The following is a 25,732-nucleotide window of genomic DNA, read 5'->3' as shown; positions in this document are numbered from 1 at the left end:
TGAGAATTATAACATCTAAAAAAGTAACATTAAATATCAATATTTATTTAGTTTGGTGAAGAAAATATAGCCTCAATAAAATCTGAAGATTTGAATGGTTTTATATCATCTACAGTTTCTCCTATACAGATATATCTAATAGGTATACTTAATTGATTAGCTATTGAAAATATGACACCACCCTTAGCAGTACCATCTAACTTAGTAATCGTAATGCCTGTTAATTTAATAAATTGATTAAACATCTTAGCTTGGATAACGGAATTTTGTCCAGTATTAGCATCTATGGTTAACATGATTTCATGTGGAGCATCTTTATCTATTTTTTTGATCACTCGAATGGTTTTTTTTAGTTCTTCCATTAATTTTAATTTATTATGAAGGCGACCTGCAGTATCTGCAATTATGATATCAATATTACGTGATTTAGCAGATTGTATTGCATCAAATATTACAGAAGAAGAATCTGATCCAGTCGGTTGTGAAATTACAGGAATTTTATTATATTTCCCCCAAAATTGTAATTGCTCAACTGCAGCTATACGAAAAGTATCACCAGCAGCTAACATAACTGATTTTCCTGCTTTTTTATAGTAATGGGCTAATTTACCAATTGTAGTTGTTTTTCCTACACCATTAACTCCTACTACTAATATAACAAAGGGCTTGTTTTTGTTTGTTTCAATTGGTATATCTATTCCAACTAGCATATTTGTTAATTCTATTTTTAGTAAATCATATAGGTCTTTCGCTTCCTTTATACGTTGAATACTTGCTTGTTGTGACAGTTTTTTAATTATTTTTTGGGTAGTTTCTATTCCTATATCAGATATTAACAATTGTTCTTCTAATTTTTCAAAAAGTTCATTGCTTACTAGGTTTCCATAAAATATTTTATTTAAATTTATAGCTAAATTTTGATGAGTTTTAATTAAACTATTTTTTAAACGTGTAAAAAAACTTTGTTTTTTTTTTAAATTATCTGGCTGTATATTTACACCAGTATCAATTTTATAATTATTATGTTGAGATTGAATTTCTGCTTTTGTTGATTTTACATAACCATTAATTAATTTATTTTTTATTGGTGTATTTACTAAGTTTATATCAATATCATTTATAATTAAGTTGGAATCAGGGATTGCATTATGAGCAGAATCGTTATTTTTATTATTGTCTTTGTTTTCAGGTAAACATTGATTTATATGAATCGTTTTTTTATTTTCAGATAAAAGGTGATCAGTATCATTTAAATTTTCATTTTTAGTTGAATCATTTTTTTTGAATTTAAACCAAGAAAATAAATTATTATTTTTCTTTTTTACCATATTACTACAATCCTCTAATATTAGTTAGATTTGTTATTATCATACAAATAAGATAAGATAATATCAATTCAATAATTTAATTAATATTAAATCTATTGAACATATTGTTTGCAAATAAAAATTATTTTGTTTTTTAAAACATTAACGTAATTTTAATTTTATTACATATTTATAATTATAGATATTTATGAAAAAAAATTATCGCTCTGGATATATTCGAATTATAGGTGGTCAATGGCGAAGACATAAATTACCAGTATTAAATAGTATAGGATTACAACCCACTACTGATCGTATCCGAGAAACATTATTTAACTGGTTGAATCCTATAATTAAAAATTCCAATTGCCTTGATTGTTTTACAGGTAGTGGAGCTCTTGGATTTGAATCTTTATCACGATACGCTAATTTTGTAACAATGTTAGAATCTAATATTACAGTAGTAAAACAATTGCAAAAAAACTTAAAATTTTTTAATGTATCTAATAGTGAAATAATAAAAACCAATACCTTATTTTGGTTGAAGCAGAAAGGTAGACCATTTGATATAGTATTTATTGATCCACCATTTGATAGTGATTTTATTAGTGAAACAATGTTTTTATTAGATAATAACGGATGGTTAAGCGATCATGCTCTTATATATATTGAAAGCAAAAAAATTAAAATGGTTAATATTCCATATAATTGGATTTTATATAAAAAGAATACTGCTGGAAAGGTAGTTTATTGTTTATATAGGATAAAAAAATAATCATATGTTATATGCAATATTTATTGCATTTAATAAACACAAATATTATTAAATAATGAAATTATTTTATATACTTAAACAATATATAAAAATTTATAAAATTATTGCATGCGATTATACGCATTAATTGAAATAAAAAAACAAAATAAAACTTGTTGTTATTTAATTAATGGATATAACAATTTATTTTTTATTAATATATAGTTAACGATATCATAATGAAGATAATTAATTTAGCAAAACGTCCTAGGAGATTACGTGTTAATACTTTAATGCGTCGAATATTCCAAGAATTTGAGATTAGTATAAATAAATTAGCTTTGCCAATATTTGTTGAAGAAAATTTAAATGTTTATAAAGAAATAGATTCTATGCCAGGAGTGATGCGTATTCCTGAAAAAAAATTAGCATATGAAATAGAGCGTATAGCTAATGCAGGTATTAATATAGTACTATTATTTGGAATTTCGCATCATAATGATCCAATAGGCAGTGATACGTGGGATGAAAACGGTTTGTTATCAAGAATAATTCGAATATGTAAAAATACTGTTCCAGAAATTATGTTAATATCAGATATTTGTTTTTGCCAATATACTACCCATGGGCACTGTGGTGTAATATATGATAATTACGTTGATAATGATCAAACCCTAGTAAATATGTGTAAACAATCGGTAGTAGCAGCAGCAGCAGGTGCTGATTTTGTTGCACCTTCAGCTTCTATGGACGGACAGGTATGCAATATTCGTAGAGCATTAGATTTATCTGGTTTCAATCAAACTGCTATAATTTCTTATTCAACTAAATTTGCATCTTCTTTATATGGTCCTTTCCGAGACGCTGCCAAAATTAATATCAACGGAGATCGTAATACCTATCAAATAAACCCCATAAATCGCAGAGAAGCAATTAGAGAATCTTTAATTGATGTTACAGAAGGAGCAGATGTACTAATGGTAAAACCAGCAGGTTTTTATCTTGATATTTTACGTGATATCCGTGAAAAAACTGAAATACCACTAGCTGCGTATCAGGTAAGTGGAGAATATTCTATGATAAAATTTGCCGCTAAATCAGGAGTTATAGATGAATATAAAATAATATTAGAAAGTTTAGCTGCAATAAAAAGAGCAGGTGCAGATATTATATTTAGTTATTTTACTCTTGATCTTGCTGAAAAAAAAATTATTTGATAAATGATGTTACAATCTTAATAAAATATCATATAAATAATCAAATTTATATAGTATTAACATTAGATATATTTAAATATTGTTGACCTAACAGTTAAATATTGGATTTCCTTATAAAATTATATTATAGCTAGTATATAAGTTTTGAATTTATTAATTAGTATATTAATAGTTATTTAATAACAAATAATAGCATTTATATTCAAGCTGTTATTATTTATTAATCATGTATTTTTATTTGTATCGATTAATATTAACTAATATATCATGGATATGATCCATGATAGTTTATAACATACATGTATGTATAAATATATATTAGCATAAATATATATTTATACATAATATAAGGTTGCTATTTGTATGATTATGTTTAAATATATAAAATCTCTTTAAGATTATTTTAAAATAAGATATATTGAAGTGATTATTAGTAAATAACTGTCTTTAAAATTACTTTCAGACATTTAATAATAAATTATCATAATTAGCATGAATTTAAATTATGAGAAATATGCTATTAAGTTTATTTTATTTAAAGGAATAAAGGATAATAATGGTTAAACTTGGTGTATTAATGGACCCAATTGCTTCTATTAATATAGAAAAAGATACAACATTTGCAATGTTACTAGAAGCACAAAAGCGCAGATATACAATCTATTATATGGAAATAAAGGATATTTTCATGTATGAAGGTGTAGCTTATGCAAATACACATTTATTAAATGTAGAAAAAAATCATAAACATTGGTATTTTTTTTATAAAAAACAAAATATCAAACTTTCTGATCTTGATGTAATACTAATGAGGAAAGATCCTCCATTTGACATGCAGTATATATATTCAACATATATTTTAGAACAAGCAGAACGATCAGGTTCTATCATTGTGAATAAACCACAAAGTTTGAGAGATTGTAATGAAAAATTATATATATCATTGTTTAATGAATTTACCCCTAGTACATTAGTTACTTGTAATCAAAATGAACTAAAAAATTTTTGGCAAAAACACATTGATATAGTAGTAAAACCATTAGATAATATGGGTGGTAAATCTGTTTTTTTTTTAAGAAAGGATGATTCTAATTTTTCAGTTGTGATAGAATCATTAACTAAAAATGGTAGTTTTTTTTGCATAGCTCAAAAATATGTACCAGATATAAAATATGGTGATAAAAGAATTTTATTAGTAGATGGAGAACCTGTTCCTTATTGCTTAGCGAGAATTCCTAGAGAAGGGGATCATAGAGCTAATCTTAGCATCGGTGGTTATGGAGAAGTAAGAGCTTTAAGCGCCAGTGATTTAGAAATTTCCAGAATTATTGGTTTAAATCTTAAAAAGAAAGGTCTAATGTTTGTCGGTTTAGATATTATTGGCGATAAAGTTACAGAAATTAACGTGACTAGCCCTACTGGTATTTGTCAAATTGAAGCAGCCGTTCCAATTTCTATTACTTCTATGCTAATGGATTCAATTGAAAAACTCTTGCATTAGCAGATATAAAATTCTTAAATTCTAAAAATTATTACTTAATATATGAGCTCCAAGTAACACATTAACTACTAGAGACAATTTGTTGGTTACTGTGATAAATAATAAAGTAATATTTTAAATCACTTTATTAAAAGTTTGAAGTAAAACTACTCTAATATTTATTAGATTAGGGTAGTTAGCAATGAATAAGTATAGTAATACAGGAAATCCTAATGTATACGAAAATTATATTAGCTTTTGATTTTGGAAAAAAAAATATTGGTGTTGCAATCGGTCAATTAGTTACTGGTATAGCGAGTCCTATAAGTGCTTTAAAAGCTAAAGAAGGCATACCAAATTGGATACAAATTGAAAAGTTAATTAAAAAATGGCAGCCTAGTGTAATTATAGTAGGTTTACCACTAAATATGGATGGTACTGAACAATATCTTACTTATTGTGCTAGAAAATTTGCCAATAATTTAAATGCTAAATTTAGCATCAATACTTACATGCAGGATGAGAGATTAAGTACAAGAGAAGCTTGTTCAGAATTATTTAAATGTGGAGGATATCGATCTTTGTCTAAAAATCATATTGATTCCAAATCTGCAGCAATCATTTTACAGGATTGGATTAACAACTCATCTTGCAATAATTAATTGGATTTTTTATATATATCCTAAGTTTAGGATATATATGTTTTTCAGTTGATATAAAGTATAAGTATTAAATTTTCCTTATCTATAAAATAGATTTTTATTTAAATAAAAACTTTATCATTTCATTTTCTAATATTTTTCGGTCTTCTTGATGAATAAGTTTAAGTTTCTTTTCATTAATTAATATCGTTTGCTTTTCAATCCATTTCCCCCAAGCTTCTTTGGAAATTTCATTATATATACGATCACCAATATTACCAGGATAAACTTGAAAATCCTGTCCTTCAGCTTTACGTTTTAAAAAATTACAAAAAATTATACGACTCATAGTATAAACACCGTAATCTTCAAAGAAATAATATAAATAAATTACTAAAATAAACTCACTTATAAATCGTTAAAAAATTAGTTGCAGTTAATAATATAAGATATTATATTATTAACTGTATGATTATTATAAACCAATTATGTTAAAAGCAAATTGCAAAAATATATATCAATATGAAAAATAACTTATCGTTAAAATGTAACATAAATACTAAAATTAGTATATGTAAATCATATGATCGAATTCGTACTTTTGTGTTACGAGAAAGAAAATTAACTAGAAATCAACTTAATGCAGTAAATAGTCATTGGTCAGATATAGTAATTCAATTCCAACCAAAATTAATTAATTTTTCTAAATTATTTGGATCTGATAAATTAGTCATTATGGAAATTGGATTTGGTAACGGAAATTCTTTAGTTCAGATGGCTCAAAATAATTCACAACAAAATTTTTTAGGAATCGAAGTATATCTGCCAGGAATAGCTAATTGTTTAGTGGAATTAAAAAAAACAGACATTAAAAATCTGCGACTTATATATTGCGATGTTCGTGATGTATTAGAAAACATGATTCCAGATAATTCACTTCATAAAATACAACTATTTTTCCCTGATCCATGGCCTAAAAATTGTCATCATAAACGTAGACTTGTAAATACATCGTTTGCTAATTTAGCAAGACAAAAACTTAAAGATAGTGGTTCTCTACTTCATATAGTAACAGATTGTAAAAATTATGCTTCTTATATAGTAAAAACGATAGATAGCATAAACAACCACAAAAACCAATCTCTCTACTCGCAAGATGATATTATGCTTTCTAAAGATCGCCCTATTACTAAGTTTGAACAACGCAGTAATCTCTTAGGACACAAAATTTACGAATTAATATTTAGAACAATAAAGTAATCTAAGAAAACTTGTTGAATGATTATTTCAAATCAACACAATATTATTATAATTCTATCCTTCTATTAAAAACAATTCTAATAGGTCATTCAAAAACCGCCTTCCTTTTTTACTTATTTGCCAGTGTTTATTAGTTTCAATAACATAACCAGCAGTTATTGCTTTATCCATATTATAACGGATATAGTCTTCCTTCAAGCCAGTAAAAATTTCAAATTCTTTTCTAGATACAATTTTATTCAAACGAAACCTATTCATAAAATATTCAAAAGGTTTATCTATATCAGAAACTATATATCTTTTATTAATATAAAATCCTTTCATAAATTCTTTTGGTTGGCGATTTTTTACAGTACGTATTATTTTGCCATCAGATAATGTTATTTTTCCATGTGCTCCGCAGCCAATACCAATGTAATCACCAAAATACCAATAATTAAGATTATGTTTACAATAGTAATTTGATTTTGCATAATTTGAAATTTCATATTGTTTGTAACCAGATTGAATCAATAAATTGTGCCCTTCTTTAAAAATACGCGATAATTTATTATCATTAGGTAAAATAACATTTTTCGAACCGAACATGGTATTGGGTTCGATAGTTAATTGATACCACGATATATGAGGAATATCAAATAAAATAGTTTGGTGTAAATCATTCAAGGCTTCCTGTATAGATTGATTTGGTAACCCATGCATTAAATCAATATTAATATTATGTATTCCAAGATCTTTGATTAAATGAATTACATTATGAGTTTCTGTTGAACTATGAATCCTTCCTAAACGAACTAGATGTTTATCACTAAAACTTTGCGCACCAACTGATATTCGATTAATTTCTTGATTTTTATAACAGGATAAAAGATCAACATTAACAGTTCCAGGATTGATTTCTATGGTAATCTCTATATCTATAGACAGATTTAAACTTTCTTTTATTCCATTTATTAATATTTTCATTGCTTCTATATCAATTAAACTGGGTGTTCCCCCTCCAATAAAAATAGTGCATATTTTTCTATCGTTAATTAAATATTTGTCATTATTTAGATCTAATAACAAATGATTTATATAGTTAAGATATAATACGTTCTTTTTTAATTCATGAGAATTAAAATCACAATAATAACATTTTTTTATACACCAAGGAATATGTATATATAAGCTTAATGGAGGTAAATACATTTTACATTAATGACTATCTAAATAGATGAAAAATATTCATAATATATTATTTATGTAGTATAATATTAGGTGTCTGTAAAGTTATCTCTAATACCAAATATATCTCTGCCAATACGTAACATTGTGCTTCCTGCAGCAATAGCCATTTCCATATCATTACTCATTCCTAATGAAATAGTATCAATATCAGAAAAATCTTGCTTAAGTTTATCGAATAGTTGAACCATTTTTTTATACTCATGAAATTGTTTATTATAATCATTTTCTAACTTAGGAATAGCCATTAATCCACGAAATCTCAATTTTGGTAAAGATATAATTTGCTCTGCTATGTTAAATATATTATTTGGTATTGTTCCACATTTTTTTTCATCATTACTAATATTAACTTGAATTAATACATTAAGAGGAGGCAAATAAAATGGCCTTTTATCATTTAATTTACGTGCAATACTTATTGAATCAATTGTTTGACACCAAGAAAAATATTCTGCTATTAAGCGGCTTTTATTAGACTGTAAATGTCCTATAAAATGCCATTCTAGATTAAGACAACACGTTTTTATAGATCTAATTTTTTCTATACCTTCTTGTACATAGTTTTCACCAAAACTGATCTGTTTTAACGATGCTATTTCCATGATATCACTTATCGGTTTGTTTTTACTTACTGCAATTAACTTGATTTTTTCAGGATTACGACCATATAATAAAGCAATATCATGGATCTTTTTTATCAATTTATTTAAATTATGTTGAATTAATGTCATAATATTTAATCTTAATATAATAATTAAATACATGAATAACGTTATTAATCACTCACTGTTTAGCTGTATTTGAGCAATCAAAATTTTATTCTTGTAAAAATGAAATAATATCTTGTTTTAGATGATCTTGATGCGTTAATACAAAACCGTGAGGACCATTTTTATATAATTTTAATTTAGAATTAGGTATCAATTTATGGGTTTGTTCACTAGTCAATTGATATGGTAAAATTTGATCATTGCTGCCGTGAATAATTAAAGTAGGAATATTAATTTTACTTAAATCATTATAGAAATTAGTTTCAGAAAATGATGTAACACAATCTATAGTAGCTTTTAAAGATGCTAATAAAGAGATGTTTAAAGTTTGAAACTTTATACCATCAGAAACAAACATATTACCATAAAATGTTTTTATAAATTGCTTAATAAATTGAGGTCTATCCTTTAATAATTCTAATTTTATAGTATCAAATATTGATTTATCAATACCATCTGGATTATCTTTGTTTTTACTGACCATTGGCGTTATTGTGCCTAATAGTATAATTTTTTTTACTTTAGTTGTACCAAAGCGACTAATATAACGAGATACATCCCCACAACCCATAGAAAAACCTACTAAAGTAACTTTACTTAATCCTAAATATTCTATTAAACAATGAATATCATCAGAAAATGTATCATAGTCGTAACTAATCCATGGTTGTTCCGAACGGCCAAAACCACGACGATCAAATGCAATTGAACGATAACCGCTATTTGCAAGAAAATACATTTGATAATCCCACATATCAGCATTCAAAGGCCAACCATGACTAAATATTATAGGATCTTCACCTTGTCCCCAATCTTTATAGTAAAGATTAAATTTATCTTTGCTTTTAAATGTACTCAATTTTTTTATCTCATATAAATTAATAAAATACTATCTATAAATAGATTTTTAAATATTTTAATATCATTTAAGTTCACTATTTAATTGATTATGCATAAATATATTTATTATTAACCGATTTTATAAATTATCTTTCATATAAAATATTTTATTGTATTATTAAATTAATCATATCTAAAAAACATGCATTATACTATTAATTAATGAATAATTGTTCTATTATTTGAAATAACTTTATTGTTATGTTTAATTAATTTATTTTAAATAAAATTAAAATTTGTTATAAACAAATTTTAATTTAGTTTTATCATATCTTGATATGACTATTCCTATTAAAACAATAATATATCATAAATAACCATGTATTTAAGCAGATATCTAATAGAATAATTATTAAAGATAAACATTATATTATAATCATATTATATATTGATATTAATTGAAACTTAGCTGCATATAAGCTAGGAAAAAGACAAGTAATTAGTTATAGTATTATCTAACAATATACTAAATAACAATGATAATTGCTGATGACGATGAAATATTTAATCTTATTTACATGTATAAATATTTTTATACTAAAAAATAAATTTCTTATTTTTTTAAGAACCTAAATTGAAGTTTAACTAAAATACCGTGATAATAAATAACATTTAAATTTCAACTTCTACTAAATAATAGATATATTCATAAATAATGGTTATATATTTCCATTTTTTTCTCTTTCCTCAACTTCATCATTTAAAGTTTTTAACTTATTTAACATTACATCATGACATACTTTTGATAATTCTCTAACTGATAAATTATGATTTTTTAAATGAATAGGAGAAAGCATTTCAATAATTACTAGTCCATTTCTAAAGCGATTAAGTTTAATTTTATCATGAGTATTTGAAAAAACCACGGGAATAACAGGTACTTCAGCTAATCTAGCAGCCAGAAAAGCTCCAGATTTAAAAGGCAGTAATCCTCTTCCGTTACTTCTAGTACCTTCTGGAAAAATCCAAAACGAAATGCGTTTTTTTTTAAGTTGTTTAACTATATGCATAATAGTACCGTAAGATTTAATTTTATTATTACGATCGATAAGTATATTACCAGTAATCCAATAAAAAAACCCAAAAAATGGAATCCAAAATAAACTTTTTTTACCTAAAGTTACTGTATTATCTGGTATTATTTTAGATAAAATTATCATATCATAATTGTTTTGATGATTTGCTATATAGATAGCATTACCTATATACTTTTCAGTAAATTGAGATTTTCTGAGCTCAACTTTGATTCCAAATAATGTTGATAGTTTTCCAATCATACGTCCAAATATAGATACATGATATGGATTTCTAGGAGAAAATGAACACCAAATCATACCAACCATACAAATCACTAATAAATAAATAACAAATAAAATAATACGTAATATTAATAGCATATACATCTCCTTATTTGGAAATGTGTTAAATAAATTTCTTTTCAATTGATATATTTATACAAAATATACAATTCAATCGTTATTATTTATGATAAAGTAATATTGCATGGTGATCAATATATTAAAATTATCAGAATATCTATAAAGATTAACTTACTGCTGAAATGATAAATTATATTTTAATTTGTTATATCGAAAACATCTTTTTTCTTTGACGAAAGAATATCAAATCTTCAACTGTTACTACAGGCATGCTATGAATTTTTGCAAAAATAATAGCTTCTTCCATATGTGCCATAGAACCATCATCATTAGTAAGTTCACATATAACACCAGCTGGTTTAAAACCTGCTAGTTTAACTAGATCTATTGTAGCTTCAGTATGTCCTCCTCTAACTAAAACTCCTCCAGTACAAGCGCAAACAGGAAAAACATGACCAGGTCGATTAAGATCTTCAGGTTTTGCGTTTTCTGCTATTGCAGCACGAATAGTAGTAATTCTATCTTTAGCTGATACTCCTGTAGTAACACCTTTAGCTGCTTCAATAGTAATTGTAAATCTGGTTCCATAAAAACTTGTATTTTTTTCTACCATCATTGGCAAATTTAATTTTTTACATATTGTTTCAGTTAAACAAAGACAGACAATCCCACTACCATGACGTATAGTTAATGCCATTTGTTCTACTGTCATTGTTTCAGCAACAAAAACAATATCACCTTCATTTTCACGATTTTCGTTATCAACTATTATTACACCATCCCCTTTGCGCATTGCAGCGATAGAACGTTCTACACGTTCTTCAATTGTTCCAAATTCAGAAAGCAACTTCTGATTCATGTTAATAAACCTTTTGGTAATTATATTGAATTACTAGAATCAAAGTAAATATATTACTAGGATAAAAAGTACATATTTTTATTTTTGATCTTATCTTAAATTGTTTAATTAAAAAATAATTTGTAATTGTTTTAATATCATTATTGACTGTCCAGTAATTAAATTATTATTAATATAAATAATTAATTGCAAAATTAATATTTTATATATGAATAGTATGATTACAAAAAAAAATTATATCATATAGATATAGTTATTAAAACAATAAACAACCTTTAACTTTTATAAGATATTATTAACATAAACTGAATAGTTCAATTTAAATATTTTTTGAAAATCAAACATATAATTTTATTTATTAATAATAAATTAATGATAATTATGAATTTATTAAAATAATATTTTTATTTTTCTGTAATTGTTTTTTATATAAAATCACAAATGTATAATTATGTAAAATACTTGAAATAATTTAAAATTATCGTTTAAATTTTATTTATTTAAAATATAATAATCTTAAATTAGAAATATATATCATCTTTAAAATAATCACTAAATCTAATTATAAATAATAATTTATACATATTGAAATAATTAATGAAAGATATAATAATGAGCAATGGTCTTGTAGAAAAATTGTTATATTTTAAATATTTTTATACATGAAACTTAATAGGAAGTAAAATAATAAATTAATTTTTATTTTAATATATAAATATTGAAAATTCACATTTGCCTTTATCCATACACTATATTTGCATATATAAAGTTATATTATATGTTATAAATAGATTATTTTAAATTTTATTAAAAATAATTAATTTTGATAAAATATTAATTAGATATAAAACATTTGATATTCCAAATGCCAAAAAGTAATATTTAAGGTCAATTTATAGTATATTAATAGTAAAACATTAACTTTACATATTTAAGAAAATTAAAAAATCAATATGGTTGTTTTTTAATTTTATGAGAGAAGTTTATCAATGAAGATATTTCTCGTTGGTGGTGCAGTACGTGATAGATTACTTAATATACCTATTAAAGATAGAGATTGGGTTGTAGTTGGTGCTACTCCGGATATGATGATCAAAAAAGGTTATAACCAGGTAGGAAATAACTTTCCTGTTTTTATTCATCCAACAAATGGAGAAGAATATGCACTTGCTAGAACAGAATATAAGACAGGAAAAGGTTATAATGGATTTACTACATGGTTTGCCCCAGATATTACTTTAAAAGAGGATCTAAAAAGAAGAGATCTTACTATAAACGCTATGGCTTGTGATGATAATGGCAGATTATTTGATCCATATAATGGTCAAAAAGATATTTTTAATCGTAAGCTGCGTCATGTATCTCCTGCCTTTAATGAAGATCCATTGCGTGTTTTGCGCGTAGCAAGATTTGCAGCAACTTTTGCACATTTGAACTTCCGGATAGCTAAAGAAACCAAAAAACTAATGTGTCATATGGTTAGAGAAGGAGAATTATCTAATTTAACAACAGAAAGAGTTTGGCGTGAAACTAGCAAAGCTCTGCTATCAATAAATCCTCAAATATATTTTTATGTATTAAGAGAATGTGGAGCATTGAAAATATTAGTACCAGAAATCAGTAGATTATTCGGGATACCATCTCCTATGCAATGGCATCCTGAAATTGATACTGGACAACATACATTAATGTCTTTAACAATGTCTGTTGTTCTCTCTGATTCTATAGATGTGAGATTTGCAACATTTTGCCATGACGTAGTTAAAACACTAACACCAATTAATCAATGGCCTAAACATCAAAGTCATAGTTTACTGGGAGTATCATTAGTTAAATCTCTATGTGATAAATGGTCTGTACCAAATTCAACTCGTAAATTAGCTATTATAGTAACTGAATTACATGATCAGATACATATTATTGAAAAGCAGCCAATAGAATATTTAGTAGAATTTTTTAATCGTATAGATGCATGGAGAAAACCACACCGAGTTGAACAAATAGCTATTATAATCGAAGCAAATTCAAGAGGACGCATAGGATTAGAAAATTCTTTATATACGCAAGGTGATTATTTGCGATTTACTTTTCAATTAGCTAAAAAAGTTTCCACAAAAAATATAATTCAGCAAGGATTGAAGGGAATAAAAATTTTTGAAGAATTAACCAAAAGAAGAATTGAAGCTATCAAAAGTGGTCTCATTATAAATGAGAAAAAACATCTACTCTCTTAAATGTTTTAGACAGCTCCAATTTTAAATTGTTAAAAATTATTGTACAATCTAAATACAGCAACAAATACTAAACGCTGCATCAACAAGAAGAAATAATTCCTCTCTTAATTTTAACGCCAACTTGTTTTGCCTGAGCTATAGCACTGGGTTTACCAACTTTGACATATACTCCCGGAGAACGAAAGCGTTTCATTAACAAATTTGCTATTTCTTCGGCTACTCTTTCAACAAGTAAAAAATGATTATTTGCTAAAAAAGTTACAATTGCTTCAGATACATCAGAATAATTTAAACAAATATTAAGATCTTCCTGTTTACTCAAAGACCAACTGTCCCACATCATTTCAATGTCTATAATTAATTTTTGTTTTGTTTTTTTTTCCCAGTCATAAATACCTATAGTAGTATATATGACTAATTCTTCTATAAATATAATATCCATTATCTTAATTAATATAATTTATTAACTGTGATAGTAATAACATTTTTTCATATAAGTTATAGTCCTAAGTTATAGCTCCCATAATTATTATTATTAATTTTTTTGATTAAAAGTAAAGTAAACATATTAATATATGTTAATTAAATTAACATTTTCATTATTATGAAATAACACAAATACAATATCACATACTAGTTATTATATTTAAGGATTTGATAGTTCTGCTAATGACCAACGAGGATATACCTTGATAGATAAATCTTTAGACATATTACTATTAATGCGCAACATACCAACATACGCAATCATAGCGCCATTGTCAGTACAAAATTCTGGGCGAGAAAAAAATATTTCTCCTTTACGTGTTTTAACCATCTCAGTCATTCTTTTACGTAAAATATAGTTAGCACTTACACCACCTGATAATACTAATCTATTGAATCCAGTTTTATCTAACGCTTGTTTACATTTAATTAATAAAGTATCTATAATTGCATCTTCAAAAGCTAGAGCAATATCAGAACGTGTTTGATCGTCTAGATTATTTTTGTTAATAGTATTTGCAGCGAAAGTTTTTAATCCAGAAAAACTAAAATTTAAATTATTACTACAGGCCATAGGTCTTGGAAAAATGAATCTTTTGCGTTGACCATTTCTAGCAATTTTTGATAATATAGCTCCTCCTGGATAACTAATACCTAATAATCTAGCTGTTTTATCAAAAGCTTCACCTGCAGCATCATCAATCGATTCACCTAATATTTTATATAACCCAATGCCTGTTGCGCTAACTAACTGTGTATGACCACCAGAAACTAATAATGCTAAAAAAGGAAATTTTGGAGGATTATTTTCTAACATAGGAGCCATAATATGACCTTCCATATGATTTACAGGCACTGAAGGTATATCCCAAGAATATGCTAAAGCACGACCAATTGATATTCCAACTAACAATGAACCAACTAAGCCAGGTCCTGCAGTATATGCTACAGCGTTAATTTGGTTTGGTTTTAAGTCAGCATGTTTTAAAGATGATAAAATCAATGGTAATGTTTTACGTACATGATCTCGAGAGGCTAATTCTGGAACTACCCCTCCGTAATAAGCATGAATTTTTGCCTGACTATATGTTTTATTACTTAATAGTCCATATTTTTTATCATAAATTGCAACTCCAGTTTCATCGCAAGAAGTTTCAATACCTAAAACACGCATCTTTGATTCCATAATTTTTTATAAAAATTTTATGTTTATTATATCTGCAATACTTACAACGCTATGCAATACTTACAGCACTATATATATTATTTAAATAGTTATGAACTAAATGTTTACCAATTCATTTAAAAATATTAATATTTTGCAAATAGACCTATAATATACTAAAATAACTTGAACTTCTAGAAAAAATTAGAATTTATTAATGTTAATAGTTTCATAAAATATCAAAAGGAGTAAATATTGTGCCAATAATCAACGTTCGTGATAATGAACCATTTGATGTAGCTTTGCGCCGTTTTAAGCGATCTTGTGAAAAAGCAGGAATATTAACTGAAGTGCGTCGTCGTGAATTTTACGAGAAACCTACAGTAGAACGCAAGCGTGCCAGAGCTTCTGCAATTAAACGTCATTCAAAAAAAATAGCCCGTGAAAATGCACGTCATGTTCGTTTATATTAAACAAAACTCTACACAAAATTATCTAGATTTTATTTTAAAAATTTTTAAATATAAAAATATTAAAAAGAAACTAATAGCTTTTTTGAGCCCGTTTTTGTTTTACAATAATATTAATAGGGCTTATGACTGAAAGAATCTCACGTAAATTTATTATTAATCTGCTTGACAATACCGATATTATTAATTTAATTAGTACTCGTATTAGCTTAAAAAAGCAGGGAAATAATTTCTACGCACACTGTCCTTTCCATAAGGAAACAAATCCTTCTTTCACAGTTAATAGTGAGAAACAATTTTATTATTGCTTTGGCTGTGGTATCCATGGTAATGCTATAGACTTTTTAATGAAATACGAAAATCTCAACTTTATTACAGCCATAGAAGAACTGGCTAATATAAACAATGTTGAAATAATATTTGAGAATAGTCAATTTGCACATAAAAAAAATATATTTTTTCGTAAAAAATTATATGTTTTAATTGATAACATATATAAATTTTATAAATTTGAGCTAAATAAAGTTAGTTCAAAATATGCTTTGAATTATCTTAATAATCGCGGTTTAAATTCAAAAACTATAGAACGTTTTGGAATTGGCTTTGCCCCTGTAGGATGGAAAAATATTCTCAATCAATTTGGAAAAACACATGAAGACCGTGAATTATTGATTAAAGCTGGTATGTTAACTAGTAACGAAAATGGTGTTTTATATGATAGGTTTCGAGAAAGAATTATATTTCCAATTCGCAATAAAACAGGTCAAACAGTAGGTTTTGGTGGTCGTGCTCTTACAGAACAGTTTCCTAAATATCTTAATTCTCCGGAAACAGATTTGTTTCATAAAAGAAATCAACTATATGGTTTATATGAAACACTCAATTATAATCCAAAACCGAATTTTTTAATAATAGTTGAGGGATATATAGATGTAATTACGTTATCACAATATAACATAAACTATGTTGTTGGTTTACTTGGTACAGCAATAACATCTGAGCATATTAAACAATTATTTTATGTAACAACAAATATAATTTGTTGTTTTGATGGTGACTTCACTGGACGTAAAGCTGCTTGGAAAACATTAAAAACAGCATTACCTTATATGAATGATGGTTATCAACTTGGTTTTGTTTTTCTACCTGATAACGAAGATCCAGATGCATTAATTCGCAAGGAAGGTAGAGAGGCGTTTGAAAAAAGAATCAAAAAAAACATACCACTTTCTTCTTTTCTATTTGATACATTATTAACACAAGTAGATCTTAATTCTTATGATAGTAGAACTAAATTAAGCGCATTAGCATTACCATTGATTTCTCAAGTCCCAGGTAAAACGTTGCGGATTTACATGCGCCAACTGCTAGGAATAAAATTGGGTATTCTTGATGATTATTGTATTGAGCAGTTGATACCTAAAATAAAAAACAAACAAACAACTCCTGTCATACCATCTTTTAAATTTACTACCATGAGAATTTTGCTAGCATTACTAATACAGAACCCAAAACTAGCAATTTTGGTTCCATCTTTTAGTGATTTTTCAGACCATAAAATAGTTGGTTTGTCTATATTTATAGAGTTAGTAAATCAATGTAATAAAAATTACATATCAAATACAGCACAATTATTAGAATTATATCGAGGAACAAATTTTATTAATAAGCTTGAAACATTAGCATTATGGAACCACATGATAGTAGATGAACAAATCAAGGTAGTATTTCAAGATTCATTAAGTAAAATTCGCGATAACTTACGCGAACAACAACTTGAGTCATTAATTACAAGAGATCGCATAAAAAAATTGAATAGTGAAGAACGTAACCAATTTTGGATCTTAAGCAAGACATTTGCAAAAAAATAGCTTATTTTGTAGTTTTTGAAATTATAATTCATTTTAATAAATTTACTAACATGCTAAACGATTAATCACCGTTTAAGCCTTGTTTCATTTAAATATTGTTCTGCTAGAGGTAGTACTCTTGCTTCATTTATGAGCCACAAGTTAGCTCGTAACCAATAGATATCAATTTAATTAACAGGAGTTTAGATACCGTCTTATGGAACAAAATTCACAGTCTCAGCTTAAAATTCTTATTACCAGAGGCAAGGAGCAAGGATATTTAACTTATGCTGAAGTTAATGATCATCTGCCAGAAGATATTAATGATTCCGATCAAATTGCAGATATAATTCAAACAATTAATGATATGGGAATTCAGGTAGTTGAAAAAGCTCCTGATGCTGACGATTTAATATTGAATGAAAGCAATTCTAGTACTTATGATGATGCGTTAGAGGAAGCTGCTGCTCAAGTATTATCAACCGTTGAATCTGAAATTGGTCGCACTACTGATCCAGTTCGTATGTATATGCGTGAAATGGGTACAGTTGGATTACTTACTCGTGAAGGAGAAATTGATATTGCTAAAAGAATAGAAGAAGGAATTAATCAAGTTCAATGTTCGGTAGCTGAATATCCCGAAGCAATTACTTACCTCCTAGATCAATATGATAAAGTTGAGTTAGGAGAATATAAATTATCTGATTTAATAATAAATTTTGTTGACCCTAATGTAACAGCAGATTTAACACCCATATCTGCATATATAGAATCAGAGTTATGTGATAAAGATTGCAAAGAAGATTGTGATGAAAATGATGAACATAATGAAAATATAGATCCAGAATTAGCTCGAGAAAAATTTTTAGCTCTAAGAACTCAATACGAAATTACTAGAACTGCAATTAAAATTAACAACCGTAATCATGTAGATGTTGTTTCTAAAATTAGAAAACTTTCAGATATATTTAAAGAATTTCGTCTAGTACCAAAACAATTTGATTATTTAGTAAATAATATGCGTAATATGATTGAACGTATTCGTCTTCAAGAACGTATAATTATGAAGTTTTGCGTAACTCTCTGTAAAATGCCTAAGAAAAGCTTTATTAAATTATTTTCTGGAAACGAAACAAATCAAAATTGGCTTAAAAATGCCATAATAATAAACAAACCTTGGTCTGAAAAAATTTTGGAATATAAAAATGATATTTTAAATTCTATACAAAAATTACTTGAAATAGAACAAGAAACAGGATTAAGTGTATATCAAATAAAAGATATTAATAAACGTATGTCTATAGGAGAAGCTAAAGCTAGAAGAGCTAAAAAAGAAATGATAGAAGCTAATCTTCGTTTAGTTATTTCAATTGCAAAAAAATATACTAATCGTGGTTTGCAATTTTTAGATTTAATTCAAGAAGGCAATATAGGTTTAATGAAAGCAGTAGATAAATTCGAATATAGAAGAGGTTATAAGTTTTCTACTTATGCGACATGGTGGATTAGACAAGCAATTACTCGTTCTATTGCTGATCAGGCACGAACAATTAGAATTCCTGTACATATGATTGAAACCATTAATAAGTTAAATCGTATTTCTCGCAAAATGTTACAAGAAATAGGCCGAGAGCCGACACCGGAAGAATTATCTGAACGTATGTTGATTTCTGAAGATAAAATTCGAAAAGTGTTAAAAATAGCAAAAGAACCAATATCTATGGAAACTCCAATTGGTGATGATGAAGATTCACATTTAGGTGATTTTATTGAGGATACTACTTTAGAATTACCTTTAGATTCGGCAACTGCTGCAAGTTTACGCTTAGCAACGCATGATATACTTGCTGGTCTTACTACTCGCGAAGCCAAAGTATTGAGAATGCGCTTTGGTATAGATATGAATACTGATCATACTTTAGAAGAAGTAGGTAAACAATTTGATGTTACTAGAGAGCGTATTAGACAAATAGAAGCAAAAGCATTACGTAAATTACGTCATCCTAGTCGTTGTGATATTTTGCGAAGTTTTTTAGATGATTAAAATTTTCCTCTAACTAGCTGTAATATTTTTTTTTTTATGTTATGATTAGTTATTTAATAAATAATATTGATTATTTTTAAGTATATTTGTAAATAAATTTGTTACATCTGCAGATAAAATTTTATTTTACTGAAAAATAAAATCATTATTTAGCCTTGGGCCCCTTAGCTCAGTGGTTAGAGCAGGCGACTCATAATCGCTTGGTCGCTGGTTCAAATCCAGCAGGGGCCATTATTATTAATGATAATAACTTTTAAACATACAATCCTTTCATTAATTGTTAAATTTATCTTTCATAATTATTAAATTAATAAATATTAAAAATTATTTTTATAATTTTTAATATACAATTAATATTATTTTAAATAAAACATAAAAATAATTTATTATCAATCAGTTATTTAAATAATTTATATTATATGTTATATATTTTTTATGAAAATAAACAAATTAACTAAAAATTAATTTTATAAACTTTAGTTTTTTATATAACTTTCTGCTATTTCGGCAAAATGTACTATAGTACAAAATAATCCTATGGATATAAAACGTCATTTTATATGAAAAATTATTTGATGAATAATTTAGGAAGTATAAATGAATATTTTACAAACTTTATTACATGCTTTATGGCAGAAAGATTATAATACTTTATCAGATCCATCTATAATGTGGTTTCTTTACGGAGTTTTATTTGTAATTATATTTTTGGAAAATGGCTTACTACCAGCAGCTTTTTTACCAGGAGATAGTCTATTAATTTTAGTTGGTGTTCTTGTTGGTAAGGGAATAGTTAATTTTACACTTATAATTATTATTCTTAGTACTAGTGCTGGTTTAGGTTATTGGATCAGTTATATGCAAGGTAAATGGTTAGGTAATACCGTAATAGTACAAAAATGGCTTTCACAACTGCCTAATACATATCACCAACGTGCATATAGCCTTTTTTATCGTCATGGACTAGCTGCGTTACTAATCGGAAGGTTCATAGCTTTTGTGCGTACTTTATTACCGACTATTGCAGGAATGTCTGGATTAAATAACATCCGTTTTCAGTTTTTTAATTGGATTAGTGGATTATTATGGGTTTCAATACTTGTTACTATAGGATTCGTATTGAGTCAAACAAAGATTTTTATTCATTATGAAGATAAACTAATGTTTGTATTAATATTATTACCATTAATATTACTATTTTTTGGTATAATAAGTTTACTAGTAGTGTTATATCGCAAACATAAATTCAATAAAAACAAAATAAAAAATAAGCTATAAAATATATTTTATATTATTACATAAGTAATGAACATTTATTATTTAATAATAAACATCAATTTGCTTTGAATTTTTTGCTACCAATGTATATAATTTATTATTATTTAATTTTTTATATTTAAACAATAATAAAGAGCATTAAAAACTGTAATAGTAGAGGCTACTCTTATGTTTTGATATCGGATATAAATGTTGTAATGATACATATTAATAAATATTGTATCGCCTTATTAAAAAATTAATATTAAGCGGAAACAAGTTTTTATTATTTGATATTATATTAAGACATTATTATGGATACTTCAAAAAACAAACAAATCCCTAGTAGCAGTATTATAGAAATAACTCAAGATATTATTACTAAAATTATAGAAATGATTGAGACAAGGTTGCATTTAGCAAGTGCAGAAATAGAAGAGGAAAAATCTAAAATTTTACAAATTTTACTAATGATTTTAATAATGTTTATGTTTATTTTTTTTGGAGGTTGTTGTCTGTTAATGGTAGTAGTTTGGTCTGTGAAACCACAATACCGAATTATGACTATGACTACAATGAGTGTTGTTTTATTTTTATTTTCATTCTTTTTTGGATTAAGAACTTTTAGAAAATTCAGAGAATCTACTGTCTTAAAATATTCTTGTAAAGAACTAAAAACTGATCAGAGCATACTTAAGGATAAAAATTAATGCAATATCAAAAGTTTAAATCGATAAATTCGATATGTAATGAAATAAATAAGCAACGCATGAATTTATTAGAATTAAAAAGAAAATGGATTACAGTAATGTCAAAATATGATAATTATTGGAACAGTCTAATGAGTATAAAAAAATATTTACTTATTGGTAGTAGTATATTGTTAATATTTTGTACTAGATTTCACACATTTAATTTAATAATAAGATCTATTAAATTCGGATATTTAGGAATCTATATTATTTATAAAATTGTAAGGTATTTCATTAGATTCATTATTAAGTTTGTTTAATATTAGTAATTAAAAGCCAACCGGTAAGCCGGGTTCTGTCGAGGGCAATCATTCATCTAGATCAATAATCGCTTATTGATTCAAGCAGCCTACCCAGGTTTAGTACGGGTCATACCTTATAAAAAACCTCTATTTGGCCTTGCTCCAGGTGGAGTTTACATTGCCACGGACTGTTACCAGTCGAGCGGTGCGCTCTTACCACACCTTTTCACCCTTACTTGCTTATTCATAAATGAACAATAAGCGGTTTTTTTTCTGTTGCACTATTCGTAAGCTTTCACTTCCCAGGTGTTACCTGGCACCCTACCCTAGGAGCCCGGACTTTCCTCCTCTTTTTATTATCCTTTTTAAATGGACATAAAAAGCGGCGATTGCCTAGTTGACTTTATGATAATATAATATCATATTTTATTTTTTATGTCATAATAATTAATAAATTTTTATAAAAATATTTATTAATTATTTTTATAAATATGTTATAATGATGTGTTGAGTTTATATTTAGAGGTAGAGGTATATATAGAATGAGCATACACAATGTTTCAGCTGGTTTACACATACCTGATGATATTTATGTTATTATTGAAATACCTGCAAATGATAATCCAATTAAATATGAAATAGATAAAAAATCAAGTGTTTTATTTGTAGATCGTTTTATGTTAACTAGTATGTTTTATCCTTGCAATTATGGATATATCAATAAAACTCTATCTCTTGATGGAGATCCTATTGATGTATTAGTACCTACCCCTTATCCATTAAAATCAAAATCTGTGATCAGATCTCGTCCTGTAGGGATGCTAAAAATGATAGATGATTCCGGTGAAGATTTTAAATTAATTGCTGTTCCACATACTACGATATCTAAAGAATACGATCACATTTATAATGTGAAAGATCTTCCTGATCTGTTATGTGCTCAAATAGTACATTTTTTTACACATTATAAAGATCTAGAAACAGGAAAATGGACAAAAATAATTGGTTGGGATGATGCTGAAACAGCTAAAAATGAAATTGTTTCTTCTATTCAGCGATTTAAAAAATAAAATCATAAATAACATGAATTAACAGATACTAAAAATTTTGGATTTAATAATGATTGACGTGGTATATAATTTAATGTTTTTCCATTCCAATCATGAATATGTGCTCCAGCAGCTAAGGCTATTGCATGTCCTGCTCCCGTATCCCAAATATTGGTAAAACTAAATCTTGGATAAAATTGTATTTTTCCTTCAGCTATTAAGCAAAATTTAAGAGATGATCCGATTTTAATAATATTATAATTATTTAAACCAAGTAAAAATTCATTCATTTCATTCATACAGTTATGTGAACGACTTACTGCTACTGAAGGAGGATATATATAACAGGAATGAATTTGTTTTATAGGCTTGCCATCTAACATTTTCCATGCTTTTCCTTGTATAGCATAATACATAGCATTTAGTGCTGGCGCGTAAACAACTCCTAATTTAGGTATTCCTTGTTCAATCAAAGCAATATTAATAGTAAATTCACCATTATGCTTAATAAATTCTTTTGTTCCATCTAAAGGATCTATTAACCAATACACTTGCCAATTTTTGCGGACTTCCCACGGAATCAAATTTTCTTCTGATAATATAGGAATTGAGGGTGTTAAACTACTTAACCCTCTAATTATTATATCGTTTGATTTAATATCAGCATTTGTCACTGGTGATTTATCATTTTTTTTATTAATTTTACAATTAATATTGTTGTTATATATACTCATAATAGCATCACCAGCTAATCGAGCTAAAACACAAATATTTTTTATTATATTTTTTTCATTTTCATTCATATACTGTTTTATAATAGTATTATAGAAGGATAAATTATTAACCAATATAATTTATTAATAACATCCTAATATGAACCACTTAAATTAGCAGGTTATAATATTTACAATTAATTTTTCTGATATATCATTATGTAAATGAAGATAAATTTCATGTTTCCCTATTGTACGTAACGTGCCATTTGGTAATCTTATTTCACTTTTGGTAATATTAACTCCTAAAGAAGTAATAGCATCGGCAATATTACGTATACCAATAGAGCCAAAAAGTTTACCTTTCTCTCCTGCTTTGGCCTTAATTGTAACTATGCCTAATTGTCTGATTTTTTCTGCTCTATCTTGTGCAAAAATTATATTTTCAGCTAATTTAGCTTGCATGTTTTTTTGATTTATCTCAAATAAATCAATGTTTTTTTTAGTAGCAATCAGAGCTTTTCCTTTTGGTACTAAAAAATTTCGAGCATATCCAGATTTAACATTAACTATATCACCAATGTTACCTAGTTTATTTATTTTATCAATAACGATAATTTTCACTATATAATCCACCAAATCGTATAAATATTTTTGTAAAAATAGAAACTATTACTTGTGACGGTCAGTATAGGGTATTAAAGATAAATAACGCGCGCGTTTAATTGCTCTAGATAATTGACGTTGATATTTTGCGCATGTACCAGTAATACGGCTTGGCACTATCTTACCGTTTTCAGTAATATAATTTTTAAGCATAATAATATCTTTATAATCTATTTCATTAATACCTTCTACAGTGAAACGGCAGAATTTACGGCGGCGAAAATAACGTGTCATATAATTTATCCTTTGAATATATTAATTTATGTTATTATAATTTTATTATTTAACATATAGATATCTAATTTTTTTATGATTATGCCAATATAGAACTATTAATGAAATATTAAATAATGAGGAAATTACTCTTCAGAATCTTGAATTTCAGATGAAATATTAGTTTCATTAGTCAAGTCTTCGCGTTTATTTCGACGTTCATCTTTTATTTTAATTATACAAGACGGCTCAGTTATTGCATTTTTTACCCGTATAACCATACTACGTAGTATGGCATCATTTAATCTCAGGCTATTTTCTAGTTCTTTTATTGATTCCTGAGGTATTTCAATATTAAGCAAAACATAATGAGCTTTATTAATATTATGAATTGGATAAGCTAATTGACGACGACGCCAATCTTCAAGACGATGTATTATCCCTTTAGCTTTATTTATGTACTTGGTATATTGCTCTATCATGGTTGAAACCTGTTCACTTTGATCAGGATGTACCATCAACACAACTTCATAATGACGCATTGTAGTTGCTCCTTAAGGTTTATAGCTTCTTATATTAGATTAACTTTAAAGTACTGTTAGAAGCAAGGAACGATTTTAAAATATAAATAAGATATTAGTATTAAACAAATAAATCAATGACTAATAAATTATAGTTTAATTATTTATTAAACAATTATAATTTAAACATAAAAATTAATTATATCAATAATATTTTAAATAGTAAAATTATATATAATTATATAATATCATGATATAAAATTTTTGCTGATT

The 25,732-nt window shown here is 26.5% G+C and carries 26 protein-coding genes, 1 tRNA gene and 1 other RNA gene; 14 read left to right on the top strand and 14 right to left on the bottom strand.

The window, feature by feature from the left end:
• Positions 1–47 precede the first annotated feature (47 nt).
• Complete coding sequence (gene ftsY / locus CRV11_RS02540; protein ID WP_136131771.1) at positions 48–1,328, bottom strand: signal recognition particle-docking protein FtsY; 1,281 nt, start codon at positions 1,326–1,328, stop codon at positions 48–50.
• 187 nt (positions 1,329–1,515) lie between these two features.
• Between ftsY and rsmD the strand changes: the two genes are divergently transcribed.
• From rsmD to ruvX, 4 genes are all read left to right on the top strand, one after another.
• Entirely contained in the window at positions 1,516–2,082 is a 567-nt protein-coding gene (gene rsmD / locus CRV11_RS02535; protein ID WP_136131770.1) for a 16S rRNA (guanine(966)-N(2))-methyltransferase RsmD, read from the top strand.
• Positions 2,083–2,300: 218 nt separating this feature from the next.
• On the top strand, positions 2,301–3,278 hold the full coding sequence (gene hemB, locus CRV11_RS02530; RefSeq protein ID WP_136131769.1) for a porphobilinogen synthase: 978 nt from the start codon (positions 2,301–2,303) through the stop codon (positions 3,276–3,278).
• 556 nt (positions 3,279–3,834) lie between these two features.
• Positions 3,835–4,779 carry a glutathione synthase gene (gene gshB / locus CRV11_RS02525; RefSeq protein WP_136131768.1) on the top strand — a complete coding sequence of 315 codons (945 nt, stop codon included), beginning with the start codon at positions 3,835–3,837 and terminating at the stop codon, positions 4,777–4,779.
• 212 nt (positions 4,780–4,991) lie between these two features.
• Positions 4,992–5,420 (top strand): Holliday junction resolvase RuvX, encoded by a 429-nt coding sequence (gene ruvX / locus CRV11_RS02520; RefSeq protein ID WP_136131767.1) that lies wholly within the window; start codon positions 4,992–4,994, stop codon positions 5,418–5,420.
• A gap of 97 nt (positions 5,421–5,517) precedes the next feature.
• Here the strand turns inward: ruvX and CRV11_RS02515 are convergent, their stop codons facing one another.
• A complete protein-coding gene (locus CRV11_RS02515; protein ID WP_136131766.1) occupies positions 5,518–5,748 on the bottom strand; it encodes an oxidative damage protection protein in 231 nt (76 codons plus the stop codon).
• A gap of 173 nt (positions 5,749–5,921) precedes the next feature.
• Here CRV11_RS02515 and trmB point away from each other — a divergent pair, with 173 nt between their 5' ends.
• Positions 5,922–6,659, top strand: coding sequence for a tRNA (guanosine(46)-N7)-methyltransferase TrmB (gene trmB / locus CRV11_RS02510; protein ID WP_136131765.1), 738 nt, complete (start codon positions 5,922–5,924; stop codon positions 6,657–6,659).
• A 54-nt stretch (positions 6,660–6,713) separates the two neighbouring features.
• On the opposite strand, the gene hemW is transcribed toward trmB, so the two are convergent.
• From hemW to ribB, 5 genes are all read right to left on the bottom strand, one after another.
• Entirely contained in the window at positions 6,714–7,850 is a 1,137-nt protein-coding gene (gene hemW / locus CRV11_RS02505; RefSeq protein WP_136131764.1) for a radical SAM family heme chaperone HemW, read from the bottom strand.
• A 65-nt stretch (positions 7,851–7,915) separates the two neighbouring features.
• Positions 7,916–8,620, bottom strand: coding sequence for a YggS family pyridoxal phosphate-dependent enzyme (locus CRV11_RS02500; RefSeq protein ID WP_136131763.1), 705 nt, complete (start codon positions 8,618–8,620; stop codon positions 7,916–7,918).
• Positions 8,621–8,705: 85 nt separating this feature from the next.
• A complete protein-coding gene (locus CRV11_RS02495) occupies positions 8,706–9,518 on the bottom strand; it encodes an alpha/beta fold hydrolase (protein WP_136131762.1) in 813 nt (270 codons plus the stop codon).
• A gap of 700 nt (positions 9,519–10,218) precedes the next feature.
• Positions 10,219–10,956: a 1-acylglycerol-3-phosphate O-acyltransferase gene (locus CRV11_RS02490; RefSeq protein ID WP_136131761.1), complete on the bottom strand. Its 738-nt coding sequence runs from the start codon at positions 10,954–10,956 to the stop codon at positions 10,219–10,221.
• A 187-nt stretch (positions 10,957–11,143) separates the two neighbouring features.
• Positions 11,144–11,797, bottom strand: a complete 654-nt coding sequence (ribB, locus tag CRV11_RS02485) for a 3,4-dihydroxy-2-butanone-4-phosphate synthase (protein ID WP_136131760.1) — start codon at positions 11,795–11,797, stop codon at positions 11,144–11,146.
• Between the two features lie 989 nt (positions 11,798–12,786).
• Here ribB and CRV11_RS02480 point away from each other — a divergent pair.
• Positions 12,787–14,031 (top strand): multifunctional CCA addition/repair protein, encoded by a 1,245-nt coding sequence (locus CRV11_RS02480; protein WP_136131759.1) that lies wholly within the window; start codon positions 12,787–12,789, stop codon positions 14,029–14,031.
• A 79-nt stretch (positions 14,032–14,110) separates the two neighbouring features.
• Here CRV11_RS02480 and folB read toward each other — a convergent pair whose 3' ends face one another.
• Together folB and tsaD are read right to left on the bottom strand one after the other, a co-directional pair.
• Entirely contained in the window at positions 14,111–14,473 is a 363-nt protein-coding gene (gene folB, locus CRV11_RS02475; RefSeq protein WP_136131758.1) for a dihydroneopterin aldolase, read from the bottom strand.
• Positions 14,474–14,677: 204 nt separating this feature from the next.
• Positions 14,678–15,691 carry a tRNA (adenosine(37)-N6)-threonylcarbamoyltransferase complex transferase subunit TsaD gene (gene tsaD, locus CRV11_RS02470; protein ID WP_136131757.1) on the bottom strand — a complete coding sequence of 338 codons (1,014 nt, stop codon included), beginning with the start codon at positions 15,689–15,691 and terminating at the stop codon, positions 14,678–14,680.
• 248 nt (positions 15,692–15,939) lie between these two features.
• Between tsaD and rpsU the strand changes: the two genes are divergently transcribed.
• From rpsU to CRV11_RS03795, 7 genes are all read left to right on the top strand, one after another.
• Positions 15,940–16,155, top strand: coding sequence for a 30S ribosomal protein S21 (gene rpsU / locus CRV11_RS02465; protein ID WP_136131756.1), 216 nt, complete (start codon positions 15,940–15,942; stop codon positions 16,153–16,155).
• A 122-nt stretch (positions 16,156–16,277) separates the two neighbouring features.
• Positions 16,278–18,023, top strand: a complete 1,746-nt coding sequence (gene dnaG, locus CRV11_RS02460) for a DNA primase (protein ID WP_136131755.1) — start codon at positions 16,278–16,280, stop codon at positions 18,021–18,023.
• A 196-nt stretch (positions 18,024–18,219) separates the two neighbouring features.
• Complete coding sequence (rpoD, locus tag CRV11_RS02455; protein ID WP_136131754.1) at positions 18,220–20,046, top strand: RNA polymerase sigma factor RpoD; 1,827 nt, start codon at positions 18,220–18,222, stop codon at positions 20,044–20,046.
• Positions 20,047–20,204: 158 nt separating this feature from the next.
• Positions 20,205–20,277: transfer RNA gene (locus CRV11_RS02450), tRNA-Ile, on the top strand.
• 366 nt (positions 20,278–20,643) lie between these two features.
• Entirely contained in the window at positions 20,644–21,324 is a 681-nt protein-coding gene (locus CRV11_RS02445; protein ID WP_136131753.1) for a DedA family protein, read from the top strand.
• Positions 21,325–21,617: 293 nt separating this feature from the next.
• Positions 21,618–22,013: a phage holin family protein gene (locus tag CRV11_RS02440; RefSeq protein ID WP_136131752.1), complete on the top strand. Its 396-nt coding sequence runs from the start codon at positions 21,618–21,620 to the stop codon at positions 22,011–22,013.
• The gene (locus CRV11_RS03795; RefSeq protein ID WP_136131751.1) at positions 22,013–22,315 is read left to right on the top strand and encodes a YqjK family protein; all 303 of its coding nucleotides are present in this window, start codon (positions 22,013–22,015) and stop codon (positions 22,313–22,315) included. The genes CRV11_RS02440 and CRV11_RS03795 overlap by 1 nt, the downstream gene beginning before the upstream one ends.
• An 8-nt stretch (positions 22,316–22,323) precedes the next feature.
• Here CRV11_RS03795 and rnpB read toward each other — a convergent pair.
• An RNA gene (rnpB, locus tag CRV11_RS02430) (RNase P RNA component class A) lies at positions 22,324–22,702 on the bottom strand.
• 137 nt (positions 22,703–22,839) lie between these two features.
• Here rnpB and ppa point away from each other — a divergent pair.
• Complete coding sequence (gene ppa, locus CRV11_RS02425) at positions 22,840–23,367, top strand: inorganic diphosphatase (protein WP_136131750.1); 528 nt, start codon at positions 22,840–22,842, stop codon at positions 23,365–23,367.
• Positions 23,368–23,369: 2 nt separating this feature from the next.
• Here the strand turns inward: ppa and cysQ are convergent, their stop codons facing one another.
• The 4 genes from cysQ to rpsF form a co-directional block, all read right to left on the bottom strand.
• Positions 23,370–24,128 carry a 3'(2'),5'-bisphosphate nucleotidase CysQ gene (cysQ, locus tag CRV11_RS02420; RefSeq protein ID WP_136131821.1) on the bottom strand — a complete coding sequence of 253 codons (759 nt, stop codon included), beginning with the start codon at positions 24,126–24,128 and terminating at the stop codon, positions 23,370–23,372.
• Between the two features lie 105 nt (positions 24,129–24,233).
• Entirely contained in the window at positions 24,234–24,683 is a 450-nt protein-coding gene (rplI, locus tag CRV11_RS02415; protein WP_136131749.1) for a 50S ribosomal protein L9, read from the bottom strand.
• Between the two features lie 48 nt (positions 24,684–24,731).
• Positions 24,732–24,959 carry a 30S ribosomal protein S18 gene (rpsR, locus tag CRV11_RS02410; protein WP_136131748.1) on the bottom strand — a complete coding sequence of 76 codons (228 nt, stop codon included), beginning with the start codon at positions 24,957–24,959 and terminating at the stop codon, positions 24,732–24,734.
• 125 nt (positions 24,960–25,084) lie between these two features.
• Positions 25,085–25,480 (bottom strand): 30S ribosomal protein S6, encoded by a 396-nt coding sequence (gene rpsF, locus CRV11_RS02405; protein WP_136131747.1) that lies wholly within the window; start codon positions 25,478–25,480, stop codon positions 25,085–25,087.
• Positions 25,481–25,732: the final 252 nt, after the last annotated feature.

The organism is Candidatus Pantoea edessiphila, assembly GCF_002933335.1.
GTDB lineage: Bacteria > Pseudomonadota > Gammaproteobacteria > Enterobacterales > Enterobacteriaceae > Pantoea_C.
This window is presented reverse-complemented; position numbering and strand designations above follow the sequence as displayed.

What these genes read in the sequence shown, in the direction of transcription:
- ftsY (WP_136131771.1), bottom strand. Translation starts at nt 1,328, where the DNA reads ATGGTAAAAAAGAAAAATAATAATTTATTTTCTTGGTTTAAATTCAAA.
- rsmD (WP_136131770.1), top strand. Translation starts at nt 1,516, where the DNA reads ATGAAAAAAAATTATCGCTCTGGATATATTCGAATTATAGGTGGTCAA.
- hemB (WP_136131769.1), top strand. Translation starts at nt 2,301, where the DNA reads ATGAAGATAATTAATTTAGCAAAACGTCCTAGGAGATTACGTGTTAAT.
- gshB (WP_136131768.1), top strand. Translation starts at nt 3,835, where the DNA reads ATGGTTAAACTTGGTGTATTAATGGACCCAATTGCTTCTATTAATATA.
- ruvX (WP_136131767.1), top strand. Translation starts at nt 4,992, where the DNA reads ATGTATACGAAAATTATATTAGCTTTTGATTTTGGAAAAAAAAATATT.
- CRV11_RS02515 (WP_136131766.1), bottom strand. Translation starts at nt 5,748, where the DNA reads ATGAGTCGTATAATTTTTTGTAATTTTTTAAAACGTAAAGCTGAAGGA.
- trmB (WP_136131765.1), top strand. Translation starts at nt 5,922, where the DNA reads ATGAAAAATAACTTATCGTTAAAATGTAACATAAATACTAAAATTAGT.
- hemW (WP_136131764.1), bottom strand. Translation starts at nt 7,850, where the DNA reads ATGTATTTACCTCCATTAAGCTTATATATACATATTCCTTGGTGTATA.
- CRV11_RS02500 (WP_136131763.1), bottom strand. Translation starts at nt 8,620, where the DNA reads ATGACATTAATTCAACATAATTTAAATAAATTGATAAAAAAGATCCAT.
- CRV11_RS02490 (WP_136131761.1), bottom strand. Translation starts at nt 10,956, where the DNA reads ATGCTATTAATATTACGTATTATTTTATTTGTTATTTATTTATTAGTG.
- ribB (WP_136131760.1), bottom strand. Translation starts at nt 11,797, where the DNA reads ATGAATCAGAAGTTGCTTTCTGAATTTGGAACAATTGAAGAACGTGTA.
- CRV11_RS02480 (WP_136131759.1), top strand. Translation starts at nt 12,787, where the DNA reads ATGAAGATATTTCTCGTTGGTGGTGCAGTACGTGATAGATTACTTAAT.
- folB (WP_136131758.1), bottom strand. Translation starts at nt 14,473, where the DNA reads ATGGATATTATATTTATAGAAGAATTAGTCATATATACTACTATAGGT.
- tsaD (WP_136131757.1), bottom strand. Translation starts at nt 15,691, where the DNA reads ATGCGTGTTTTAGGTATTGAAACTTCTTGCGATGAAACTGGAGTTGCA.
- dnaG (WP_136131755.1), top strand. Translation starts at nt 16,278, where the DNA reads ATGACTGAAAGAATCTCACGTAAATTTATTATTAATCTGCTTGACAAT.
- rpoD (WP_136131754.1), top strand. Translation starts at nt 18,220, where the DNA reads ATGGAACAAAATTCACAGTCTCAGCTTAAAATTCTTATTACCAGAGGC.
- CRV11_RS02445 (WP_136131753.1), top strand. Translation starts at nt 20,644, where the DNA reads ATGAATATTTTACAAACTTTATTACATGCTTTATGGCAGAAAGATTAT.
- CRV11_RS02440 (WP_136131752.1), top strand. Translation starts at nt 21,618, where the DNA reads ATGGATACTTCAAAAAACAAACAAATCCCTAGTAGCAGTATTATAGAA.
- CRV11_RS03795 (WP_136131751.1), top strand. Translation starts at nt 22,013, where the DNA reads ATGCAATATCAAAAGTTTAAATCGATAAATTCGATATGTAATGAAATA.
- ppa (WP_136131750.1), top strand. Translation starts at nt 22,840, where the DNA reads ATGAGCATACACAATGTTTCAGCTGGTTTACACATACCTGATGATATT.
- rpsR (WP_136131748.1), bottom strand. Translation starts at nt 24,959, where the DNA reads ATGACACGTTATTTTCGCCGCCGTAAATTCTGCCGTTTCACTGTAGAA.
- rpsF (WP_136131747.1), bottom strand. Translation starts at nt 25,480, where the DNA reads ATGCGTCATTATGAAGTTGTGTTGATGGTACATCCTGATCAAAGTGAA.